We start from the raw sequence: 11,648 nt of genomic DNA on the forward strand, positions 1-11,648 counted from the left end.
GGTACGAAGTTTGAAAATGTTAAATCAAAAATGTTTGATATAAAATAAAAGTGCCGGTATACAGCACTTTTATTATTATTCTAAATATGTTAAGAGGATTAATTTAAACTCTTAAAATATTGTTTTAAAATAACATCATTTTCAGTTGTTGGCGTAAAAATCTCTAATATTGCCGGAGCATTGTTTGTACTATATAACGATTCAATTCCAGTCGTCAATGAGTCTGAATCATTAGCTGTAAAATAATTACAGTGATACATTTTGGCCAAATGTTCAGCAGTTAGATGATGTGACGTTTCAAAATAAGTATTGAAAACCGGTTTTTCCTGATGCCCCGGAAGGATTCTAAAAATTCCTCCTCCTCCATTATTCACTAAAATAATTTTAAAATTTTCAGGAATATAAGAGTTCCAAAGTGCATTACTGTCGTATAAAAAGCTGATATCGCCAGTAATGAAAATATTTTGTTTTGAATTACCAACTGCAGCTCCAATAGCTGTTGAAGTGCTTCCGTCAATTCCGCTGGTTCCTCTGTTACAGAAAACTTCGATTGATTCGTCAATATCTATTAATTGAGCATAACGAATTGCTGAACTATTGCTTATCTGCAAAAGACTGTTTGGAGGAAGTGATTCTATTACTTTTTCAAAAACTTTAAAATCCGAGAATCCAATTTCTCTTAAATATTCTTTTCTTCTTTTCAGTCTTTCTTTATAAACAGAATCAATATTTTTAAAATAATCACTTTCCGCAAAAGTTGTTTTTGGAAGCAAATCTTTAAAGAAATCATTTGGCTGCATTTCAACATGTTTTGTCAATGCGCCAAAAGTATCGTAAGCACGTAAGGTATCTATATGCCAATGATGGTTCGGTTTGTATTTTCGCAAAAATGCTTTGATTCTTTTAGAAACCACCATTCCTCCAAATGTGATTAAAACTTCAGGGTTAAATTCCTTAAAATCAGAATCGTCAAACGGTGTAATTAAAGTATCAATACTATTAATAAAGTTAGGATGATGAAGATTAGATGTTGTTTCTGTAAGTACTACAATTGAAGGATCAGAAGCTAAATTTTCGATAATTCCCCTGTCTATAGTATTGGCTTCGTTTACTCCTACCAGAACTAATTTTCTCTTTGCATTATTCCAAATAGAAACAAACTGATCAATATTTTCTATTGTATTTGAATTATTCTCTGGAGTAAAATTGGTAATTTTTGGTTTAACTGAAAGTTCTTCTGTAGTTTCATATAAAGGTTCTTCAAACGGCGCATTAATATGAACAGGTCCTTTTTTCAAAATAGCTGTTTCAATAGCCTGATTTATTTTTAAGTCATTTTCTTCTGAAGCTTCTTCCGTAAGATTGGCATTAAAAACAGAATGATTTAGAAAAACATTTTGCTGACGAATCGTTTGACCATCACCAATATCAATTTTACTCTGCGGACGATCGGCAGAAATGACAATGAATGGAATTTGGCTGTAAAATGCTTCTGCCAAAGCCGGATAATAATTCAATAAAGCAGATCCTGAAGTACAAACTACCACTGTTGGTTGTTTGGTTTGTTGTGCAATTCCCAAAGCAAAAAAAGCAGCACAACGTTCATCTGCTATACTGTAACATTTAAAATTAGGGTTTTGAGCAAATCCAATGGTTAAAGGGGCATTTCTGGATCCTGGAGAAATAATAATATTGATAATGCCCTTGGCAGATAAAATTTCGATAATGCTTTGTGCAAGCGCTATTTTGGGGTAAATCATTCCGGTCGTGTATTACTTTTATAAAGAAAATCAATTAATTGATTTTTCTTAATCATGCTTACAAAGTTACGAACTTCACAGTTGATTTAAGTTATAATTAGGAATATATTAAGTCTCTTTCTCAAAAAAGAGGATATATTTGTAAAATCGAATTATTAATAAAAGCCTGACTTAATTATGCGTTTCTTTTTTCTACTATTTTTTGCCATTACTTTTCAAAATGCAAATTCTCAAAATCAATTTGTTCCTGTTGATATTCCGTACAAGACGGCATTGGAAGCTGCTAAAAAAGAAGGAAAACCACTTTTCGTAATGCTTTATGCAGATTGGTGTCCGCATTGTAATTTGATGAAAAGTGAAGTTTTAAGCGATCCTGCAGTAATTGATTTTTTGAATAAAAACTTTGTCTGTACTTATAAAAACATTGAAAAAGAAGAAGGAATCGCTTTAAAGAGTAAATTCAATACCAAATCCCTTCCTACTTTTTTATTTATTGATACTAATGAAACGCTGATTTATGCTTTAAAGGGAGAAATGAAAAAAGCAGAGTTTCAAAATGAACTTCGCTATGCTTTAAATCCAAAGATGCAATTGCCTTATTTGGAAAAAGAATTCATGGCTGACCCAAGTAATTCTGACAAGTATTTTACTTATTTGAATACTTTAAAAAAAGGAAAAGACAGAACTGAATTATCTCCGGCAACTCACACATATTTAAACACGCAATCTGATGCACAATTAATCAGCGAATTAAACTGGAGAGTTATTGCAAATGGTGTTACTGATATTAAATCCAGAGAGTTTCAGTATGTTTTAAAACATCAAAAAGAATTTGCTGCAGTGGCTTCTCAAAGTAGAATTGATCGTAAGATTGAAAGTATAGTAAATGAACTGCTTCGTCCGTTAGTTGATAATTTAGATACAGTCAATTATTATAAACAAAGAGAAATTGCAAAATCTATCAGATTGCAGAAAACGGATTCTCTGGTTTTCAAATATGATTTATCTTTGGCAGAAAGAACCGAGAAATGGGATTTTTACAAAAAGGTTACACTTGAAGAAACTGAAAAGTTAGCCTGGAAAGATGCGAGTTTCTTAAAAGATATCGGAAACACTTATTTTAAGCATATTAACGATACTGAAAGCCTGAAAAAAGCAATTTTTTGGGTAAGTCATTCTTTAGAATTAAATGATTCTTATGACGGAAACTTACTAGAAGCTAAACTTTACAATAAAATAAAAGACAAAAAGAAAGCTTTAGAATATGCTAAAGAAGCCAAAGTCATCGCTAAGGAAATGGGCTGGGACGCCAAAGAAGCAGATACTCTACTAGCAGAACTAAATAAAAAATAATTATAGTATAATGAGCATTATTTTAAGACCGGCAACTGAAAATGATTTAGAGAAGATTCTTGATATCGTAAACCATTCTATTTTACATACAACCGCCAATTACAGTTATGAAATCCAGACATTAGAAGTCCAGAAGAAATGGTTTGATGATAAAACAGCTAAAAATCTTCCGATTGTTGTAGCAGATTTAGACGGTGAAGTAGTTGGTTTTGGAAGTTATGGTCAGTTTAGAGAAAAAATCGGTTATCAATTTACAGTAGAGCACTCAGTTTATGTGGTTGATAATGTAATAGGAAAAGGAATTGGTTCTAAACTTTTAACAGAATTAATTCGTTTAGCAAAAGAACAAGGTTATCATGTTATGATTGGCGCTATCGATGCTGATAATGCAGGGAGTATTGCTTTTCATGAACGATTTGGTTTTGTCGCAACAGGAACAATTCGGGAAGTAGGTTACAAATTTGATCATTGGCTGGATTTGGTATTTATGCAGTTGATTTTGGTTTAACCGCTAAGAACGCAAGGAGTTTACACAAAGTTCTTTTTTTGTCATTCTGAGGAACGAAGAATCACAAAAGTATTTCCATACAGTAATTCTTCAATCTTTGTCGAGTTTCTGATGTGATTCTTCGTTCCTCAGAATGACAAAAAAATCCACAATATGTGGATTTTTTTGTTTAGATAGTTATTTTTTAGCTTTTTATCCAATTAATAACTTCAGGATCTGTTGGTAAAGTTTTTGGTTTAATCACTTTTACCAATTCTCCTTTTTCGTTAATCAGGTATTTTTGAAAATTCCATTCTACTTCAGAGTCCTGCAGACCGTTTTTAGACTTCTGGGTCAGGAATTTATATACTTCGCACATATCATTTCCTTTAACTGAAACTTTGTTCATCATAGGAAAAGTTACACCGTAGTTCTGCTGGCAGAAGCTTTCGATTTCTTTAGCCGTTCCTGGTTCCTGAGAAGCAAAATTATTTGCAGGGAAACCAACAATTACAAAACCTTTATCCTTGTATTCTTTGTAAATCGCTTCTAAATCTTTGTATTGTGGTGTTAAACCACATTTTGAAGCTGTATTTACAATCATGATTTTTTTGCCTTTCAAAGACGCAAAGTCAAAAGTATCTCCGGATAAATCTTCGACTTTAAATTGATAAATGTTTTCTTTTGCCATAATTTCTTTTTTAGGTTTATGGCTCGTTTGAGCCTGAACTTGTGAGGCTATCATAAATAATGCACTACAAAATAAAATTGCTATATTTTTCATCGTATAATTTTTTATAAAATTAGTTAAAATCCACTTTAGTAAAATGCTTTTAAGTCTTTAAATTTTATTAATCAAAAGTTAAATAAAAAAATGAAGCCTAACGTTAATCAGACGTTAGGCTTCCCCCCATACAAACAAATCAAACCATGAATTAATTATTATGCAATCTTTATTAATAAAATAATAGTTGTTTAAAATTATAGTTGATGCCCCGGTTATATTGAAAATCTTTTTATCCCCCAATGCCTAACGCACTTTCAAAATATTTTTAAATGGCTTGTAATATTGTATCTGTCTGAATCTTAACTTAACCGTTATGGCATAATAAAAAGTCTTCGATTTGGAAGTCCGGGTACATCAACTATATTATTTTTTCATTTTCAAAATTTAAAGAACATTCTTTTTACTGTTTATAGAGTTTAACAAATACTAAAATAAATGCTAACAAAACGAACATTATTATAAAATTCATAATCTTAAAAGTTTATTATTTATAATCAATTCGTCAATCTCAACTACATTTTAAATTGACTTTTAACTGCTTCTCTTTTAAAGTCGTTCTTATTAAAAACGGTCATCGCTAACACAGTGGTTAATCCGACGATCAGTACTTTTATTATTAACTTGCTATCCATAATATTGTTTTTTAAAGAACGACTTTATATTTATAACTCCAATGCCACCTGTTTTTCTATTTATGCATTGGCTATTTTTCGTTATCGTATTATTATGTTCTTTTTCTTACTTCTAAATACATTTACGTAATTGGATAGTTTTTGGTTTTAAAAAAAAGTAAAAAAAATCATCTTTTTTTCAAAACCCTTGATTTTCCTAGGTTTTTGACTACAAAAAAAAATAAAAAAAATCCAAAAAAAATAAATTACCTTTATAACAGTTACCACTAAATGTCTAAATTTTCAAGTTTAAACCTAAAATCCAAATCTATGAGTCAAGAAGAGTTGCTAGTTTTAATTTACAAAAAAGACCAAAAAGCTTTTACACATTTGTATGACATGTACTCTAAAAGCTTATTTTCTGTTATTCATGTTTTAATCAAAAATCGAGAGGAAGCCGAAGATGTCCTTCAGGATGTCTTCGTGAAAATCTGGAAAAACATCGATTCTTACAACGAAAGCAAAGGCCGATTTTATACCTGGATCCTTAATATTGCCCGTAATACTTCGATTGATAAACTACGTTCTAAAAACTTTAATAACAGTCAAAAAAACCTTTCCTCGGATAATTTCGTAAATCTGTTAGATGACAGTAATAAATTAACCAACAAAATTGATGCAATCGGAATTCAGGAGTTTGTAAAAAAACTGAAACCAAAATGTATTGAGATTATTAATTTATTATTCTTTAAAGGATATACCCAGCAAGAAGCTTCAGAAGAATTGGCAATGCCACTGGGAACTATCAAGACACAAAACAGAAACTGTATTAACGATTTACGTAATTATTTAAAAATCTAATGGAAGCACAAGAATATATAGAATCAGGAATTCTAGAGTTGTACGTTTATGGCTTATTAAGCGAAAAAGAGAACCTGGAAATAGCTGAACTGGCAAAAAAAAATCCTGATGTAGATCAGGAAATTATTTCGATAGAAAAGGCTGTAATAGCTTTATCGTCAAGTTTCTCTCCTTTTCATTCTGTAGCAAATTTTGAGAAGATTAAAGCTCGTCTGGAACTGAAACATGGTAAAGTAGTCGACATGAAACCAGCTTCAGGATGGTCACAATATGTGGGCTGGGCAGCAGCTGTTTTATTACTGCTAGGTTTAGGATACCAAACGTTAGAATTGTCTAAAACCAAAGAAGCCGTATCTACTGTTGGAAATGAAAAGAATAAAATCCAAAGAGATTATGCTTTCTTAGATCAACAGAATAAACAGACTGAGAAAAACTTAAGTATTGTTAGAGATATTAAAAATACTGGAGTTACACTTGGCGGTCAGGCCGTTTCTCCAACCTCTTTTGCCAAAGTATATTGGAATAAAGATACCAAAACAACTTATATTGATGCCGCTGGTTTACCAACGCCACCAAAAGGAATGGTTTATCAGGTATGGTCTTTAAAATTAAGTCCGGTTCTTACACCGACAAGTATTGGTTTACTGGATAATTTTGAAGGAAATACTCAAAAAATCTTTGCTGTAAGTCAAACCGATTCTGCAGAAGCTTTTGGAATTACTTTAGAGCCTGCAGGCGGAAGTCCAACACCAACTATGGAACAGCTTTATACTTTAGGAAAAGTTTAAAAATATAACTTAATATAAAAGAAAAAAACTCTTAATTAATAATTAGGAGTTTTTTTGTATCTAAAACTTAAATAAAAAAGCCCAGCATAAAACTGAGCTTCTTTCTGTGAATCAATAATTAATTCAATGATCTATTTTTTTACTTTTTTAGTCTTATAATATTTTCTGTATTTTGGATAAGTAACTGCTCCAATTACAGAAATTGTTATCAAACAATAATAAATCCAGCTTAAAGAATGCGCTTCTCCACTTGCGTACGAGTGTAAACCAACTAAGTGAAAGTTTACTCCATAATAAGTAAACAAAATCGAAACAAAAGCATACATACTCATCAAATTGAAGAACCATTTTCCTCTTAAAGCAGGAACAAAACGAGCGTGAATTACAAATGCATAAATCATAATAGAAATTAAGGCCCAAGTTTCTTTTGGATCCCATCCCCAGTAACGTCCCCAGCTTTCGTTTGCCCATTGACCACCCAAAAAGTTTCCAATTGTAAGCATAATCAAACCAATAGTTAAAGACATTTCGTTGATATAAGTAATTTCTTTAATATTAAGTTCCATTTTGGCTTTGTTTTTCTCTGTTGTAAAGAAAATCAATAGTAACGATACAAAACCTAAAATCATTCCTAATGCAGTTGGACCATAGCTACCCACAATAACCGCAACGTGAATCATTAACCAATAGGAATTAAGAACTGGCTGTAAGTTTGCAATTTCAGGATCAATCCAGTTTAAGTATGCCGCCATTAAAATCATAGCCGTAACGAAAGCAGATGAAGCAACTGTTAATTTTGATTTTCTGTCAAAAGCCAATCCAAAGAACATGGTTGACCAGGCTACATATACAATAGATTCATAAGCATTACTCCAAGGTGCATGACCCGAAATATACCAACGACCTATTAACCCTAATGTATGAAGCGCAAATAACAACCCAATTATAACATGGAATACGTTTATTATAATACGAAGCCATTTTTTCTCAAAGAAAATGTTGACAATAATAAAGATGAACATAAAGCTAGCCGCTGTAATGTACCAATAAGTCAATTTCTGAAAAACGTCGTATTTGTTATAGGCAATCTCTGCATCGATTTTTTGTTCGCTAGGCATTACTTTGGCTCCAAATTTCTTTTGAAAACCATGAATACTTTCGACTAAATTATCAGCTGTGTCAAAGTTTTTAGCGATAGAACCATTATTCAAAGCACTAAAATATAAAGGCAGAATTTGTTTCACGTAAGTAGAATCCATTCCTTTAAATCCAGCTGCTTCACGTTCCATATACGAAACCCATTTATGATTTGGATCATTTGGAACCGGGAAAATCTTTAGAATACTGCCACTTAATGCAGACTCCATTAAGTTTACTTTTTTATCTGTTTCGATGTAATCTTTCTCGAACTGGTTTGGATTTGCAGCTTTGTAAGCAGCATCTAAATAAGGCGATAATTTATAATTTCCCTGCTCATCAAAGAATTTTACAAACGGAGCATATTTATCCTTTGAATCAATACCAATAATTTTTCGGATACTGTCATTTCCAGATTTAATGTAAATTAATGGAACCTGAATCCAAACCTGTGCGTATTGCGTCATAGATAAGAATACCTGGTCAGAATTCATTTCATTATATTTATCACTGTGACTTACTTTACGAAGTAATTCAGATGAAAAAGTATTAATAGGTTTCATTCTTCCTCCTGCATCCTGAATAATAAGACGTCCAAATTTTGCAGCGTGTGCTTCAGGAGCTTTATAGATATTTAATAAAGAATCTAACTGTTTCTTGCTTGGCGGTGCAGTAACATGATTAGCGTGATCGTTTGGATCTGCTGAATGTGTGTGATCATGATCGTGTGAGTGAACATGTGGTGATTGCTGCGCAAAACTACTCAGACTCAACATTAAAACTAAAATCGTAATTAGCTTTTCTTTTTTCTTTTTAACTGCTTCCAGTTTACGTTTCAAATCGCCAAAACGAGAATGTTTTGTAAACATAATTGCCATTAGACCTATATACAACAGATAATATCCAAAATAAGTAATGTTTGTTCCCCAAAAATCATGATTTACAGACAAAACGGTTCCTTTTTCGTCCGGATCAAATGAAGACTGGAAAAAACGATATCCTTTATAATCTAATACATGATTCATAAAAATATCAGCATTAAAAGTTTCTGTAGAATCCTGAACGGTTACTTTACTTTTGTATGAAGAGTAACTTTTTTCTGTACCCGGATATTTTTCAGCAATAAAATCATTTAGTTTTATTTTGAAAGGTAAAATATAGGCTTTACTTCCAAAGAATATAGAATATTCAATGTTGCCAATTTTAACGGTTTTAGGTTCTCCAACTTGACCTTTAGATCCAAAAACCATTACTTCTTTCTCCTGACCTTCGGCTTTAACTTTAAGAACTAAAGCATCTGTATGCGATTTTGCTCTATAATCGTTATTAGATTCATATTCTACTTTTCCTTTCATTGCAGGATCTGGAAATACAATTCTGATATCCCCAATACTATATAATGAACGCATCATCAAAGGCTGAACATCATCTTTAGTTACTTTGCCTTTTAATTGATCGGCCATTCTCATAAATTCTCCTTCAAAAGGGGTTTGAATAGTGTATTTATCGCCTTTTGTATTAATATTTATTGCTCCGTCTGTTTGCTTATTTAAAGCAAACAAAACATTGTGAATATTCTGAACTTCACCTTCTTTAAGATAATGTTCTTCACGACCGCCGGCTCCGGCTTCAACCAATTTAAGGTATAAAATGCCGTTCGGATCTTGTTTAACTACTTCTTTCGCTCCCATTATATAATTTGAGTACGAAATTTCAAATGGAGTTTCGTCAAACTTTCCGGAAATACTAAAGTCATTATTGGTTACAGGAGAAAGCAAAAGATTTTTTTCAAAAACTCTTCTTTTCATTTCTCCTTTGTATTCGCCGTCAACAAAAACGGTCAAAAAAGTTTTATCTGAATAGATTTGATTTTCTGCCGCTCCTTCGCGAATCGGCATCATTCCTTCATAACTAATATATCTGGTAATAAAAGCTCCTACGATGATAAAAATAAAGGCTAAGTGAAGTAATAAAGTTGCCCATTTTTCTTTTTTAAGTAATTGGTAACGCTTGATATTTCCGAAGAAGTTAATCACGAAAACTACCATTATAGCCTCAAACCACCATGTATTGTAAATTAAAATTCTGGCTGTATCTGTATTGTATTTACTTTCGATAAAAGTTCCAATACCCATTGCAAGTGCGAATGCTAAAAAAAGAACGGCCATTAAACGTGTAGAAAACAAAAAAGAGAATATTTTTTTATCCATTTTTAAGGAATTATATTGTATATAAAGTGGCACAAAAGTACTCAAAAATGTTTATTTGAGGCATGAGATATTTGTTAATAAAAACCAAATATATGGCGGTTAATTTGATCAAATTCTCAAAAACATACACTTATTACTACAAAATTATATATCATAAAAATTAATTCATTTTTTTTTATTTATTTGGACCGAAACAAAAAAAATGTACTATGGAGCTTTACTTTTGACAATTAGGAAAGAATTAAAAATATAATAAGGAATAGATTCTCTACAATCTTGCATCAAAACTTTTCGTTACAAATTATCTTTAGAAAAAATAATACTAATTTTGTTTTCATGATTCAGATAAATATAATTGGTTCGGGCAATGTTGCACAGCATTTGATAAAGGCATTTAGTGCAAGCAAAACTGTTGAACTTAAACAGGTTTTTTCAAGAAAAACGGAAGCCGTACATCATTTAGTTGATTTTGATAAAATTGTTACCAATTACAGCGAATTACAAACAGCTGATTTGCATATAATTGCCGTTTCAGACAATGCTATTACAGAGGTTTCAGATCAGCTTCCATTCAATAATCAGCTTGTTGTTCATACATCAGGAACATCTCCAATTTATCTTTTAAACGAGAAGAACAGACGTGGCGTTTTTTATCCGCTTCAGACTTTTTCTAAAAACAAAGAAATAGATTATTCAATCATCCCGTTTTGCCTGGAAGCTGAGAATACTGCCGATTTCAAACTGTTAGAAACGATTGCAAAAAGTATTTCTACTGCCGTTTATTCAATTAGTTCAGAACAAAGAAAGGCACTTCATGTAGCTGCGGTTTTTGCCAGTAATTTCACGAATCATTTATACCATTTGGGACAAGAAATCTGTGAAGAAAATCAGCTTCCTTTTGAGATTCTAAAACCTCTAATTCAGGAAACTGCAGACAAAATAAATACCCTTGACCCAGTTGATGCCCAGACTGGTCCTGCTGTACGTAATGATTCGAATACAACAGAGGCGCATGTCGCTTTTTTACAAGACGAAAACAAAAAAAACATCTATAAAATCTTAACACAATCTATACAGCGTAATGGCAAAAAGTTATAAAGAAATAATGAATGACATCACAACCTTTGTTTTTGATGTAGACGGCGTACTAACAGACAGTTCTGTTTTTGTAACCAATGAAGGTGAAATGTTGAGAACAATGAATATCCGTGATGGTTATGCTTTAAAAGCAGCAATTGAAAGTGGCTATAATGTATGTATTATTTCTGGCGGAAGCAGTGAAGGTGTCCGTATTCGTCTTCAGAATCTGGGAGTTGCTGATATTCATTTAGGAACTCCTGACAAAGTAAAAACTTTTAAAGAGTATACTGAAATTAATAATATTAACCCCGAAAACGTGTTATATATGGGAGATGATATTCCTGATTTTCATGTGATGAAATTGGTGGGTCTTCCAACTTGTCCGCAAGACTCTACTCCGGAAATCAAAAATATTTGTCGTTATATTTCTCACGTAAAAGGCGGACGAGGCGCTGCAAGAGACGTTATCGAACAAGTGATGAAAGTGCAAGGGAAATGGATGGAATATTTTAACGGGCAACATGATTAAAAAATTTTCAGTCGCAGTTTTCTGTTTCAGAAACCTTTTAGAATA

Annotated in this window: 9 protein-coding genes; 6 read left to right on the forward strand and 3 right to left on the reverse strand. The window is 32.0% G+C overall.

Annotated features, from left to right (window positions below; all coding sequences use genetic code 11):
* Positions 1–98: 98 nt before the first annotated feature.
* Positions 99–1,760, reverse strand: a complete 1,662-nt coding sequence (menD, locus tag ACFS3A_RS23625) for a 2-succinyl-5-enolpyruvyl-6-hydroxy-3-cyclohexene-1-carboxylic-acid synthase (RefSeq protein ID WP_379828024.1) — start codon at positions 1,758–1,760, stop codon at positions 99–101.
* Positions 1,761–1,937: 177 nt separating this feature from the next.
* Between menD and ACFS3A_RS23630 the strand changes: the two genes are divergently transcribed.
* Both ACFS3A_RS23630 and ACFS3A_RS23635 read left to right on the forward strand, forming a co-directional pair.
* The gene (locus tag ACFS3A_RS23630) at positions 1,938–3,113 is read left to right on the forward strand and encodes a thioredoxin family protein (RefSeq protein WP_379828025.1); all 1,176 of its coding nucleotides are present in this window, start codon (positions 1,938–1,940) and stop codon (positions 3,111–3,113) included.
* Between the two features lie 10 nt (positions 3,114–3,123).
* Positions 3,124–3,621: a GNAT family N-acetyltransferase gene (locus ACFS3A_RS23635; protein WP_379828026.1), complete on the forward strand. Its 498-nt coding sequence runs from the start codon at positions 3,124–3,126 to the stop codon at positions 3,619–3,621.
* A gap of 184 nt (positions 3,622–3,805) precedes the next feature.
* Here the strand turns inward: ACFS3A_RS23635 and ACFS3A_RS23640 are convergent, their stop codons facing one another.
* Entirely contained in the window at positions 3,806–4,384 is a 579-nt protein-coding gene (locus ACFS3A_RS23640; protein WP_379828027.1) for a glutathione peroxidase, read from the reverse strand.
* Between the two features lie 944 nt (positions 4,385–5,328).
* Between ACFS3A_RS23640 and ACFS3A_RS23645 the strand changes: the two genes are divergently transcribed.
* Together ACFS3A_RS23645 and ACFS3A_RS23650 are read left to right on the forward strand one after the other, a co-directional pair.
* Positions 5,329–5,859 carry an RNA polymerase sigma factor gene (locus tag ACFS3A_RS23645; protein ID WP_379828028.1) on the forward strand — a complete coding sequence of 177 codons (531 nt, stop codon included), beginning with the start codon at positions 5,329–5,331 and terminating at the stop codon, positions 5,857–5,859.
* Entirely contained in the window at positions 5,859–6,647 is a 789-nt protein-coding gene (locus ACFS3A_RS23650) for an anti-sigma factor (protein WP_379828029.1), read from the forward strand. Before ACFS3A_RS23645 ends, ACFS3A_RS23650 begins: the two co-directional genes overlap by 1 nt.
* A gap of 131 nt (positions 6,648–6,778) precedes the next feature.
* Here ACFS3A_RS23650 and ccsA read toward each other — a convergent pair whose 3' ends face one another.
* Positions 6,779–9,994 (reverse strand): cytochrome c biogenesis protein CcsA, encoded by a 3,216-nt coding sequence (gene ccsA, locus ACFS3A_RS23655; RefSeq protein ID WP_379828030.1) that lies wholly within the window; start codon positions 9,992–9,994, stop codon positions 6,779–6,781.
* Positions 9,995–10,330: 336 nt separating this feature from the next.
* On the opposite strand from ccsA, the gene ACFS3A_RS23660 reads away from it, so the two are divergent.
* Together ACFS3A_RS23660 and ACFS3A_RS23665 are read left to right on the forward strand one after the other, a co-directional pair.
* Positions 10,331–11,092 (forward strand): Rossmann-like and DUF2520 domain-containing protein, encoded by a 762-nt coding sequence (locus tag ACFS3A_RS23660; protein WP_379828031.1) that lies wholly within the window; start codon positions 10,331–10,333, stop codon positions 11,090–11,092.
* Positions 11,076–11,603, forward strand: a complete 528-nt coding sequence (locus ACFS3A_RS23665; RefSeq protein ID WP_379828032.1) for a KdsC family phosphatase — start codon at positions 11,076–11,078, stop codon at positions 11,601–11,603. The genes ACFS3A_RS23660 and ACFS3A_RS23665 overlap by 17 nt, the downstream gene beginning before the upstream one ends.
* The last annotated feature ends 45 nt before the right edge of the window (positions 11,604–11,648 follow it).

The sequence above is a fragment of the Flavobacterium notoginsengisoli genome (assembly GCF_042686225.1).
Taxonomy (GTDB): domain Bacteria; phylum Bacteroidota; class Bacteroidia; order Flavobacteriales; family Flavobacteriaceae; genus Flavobacterium; species Flavobacterium notoginsengisoli.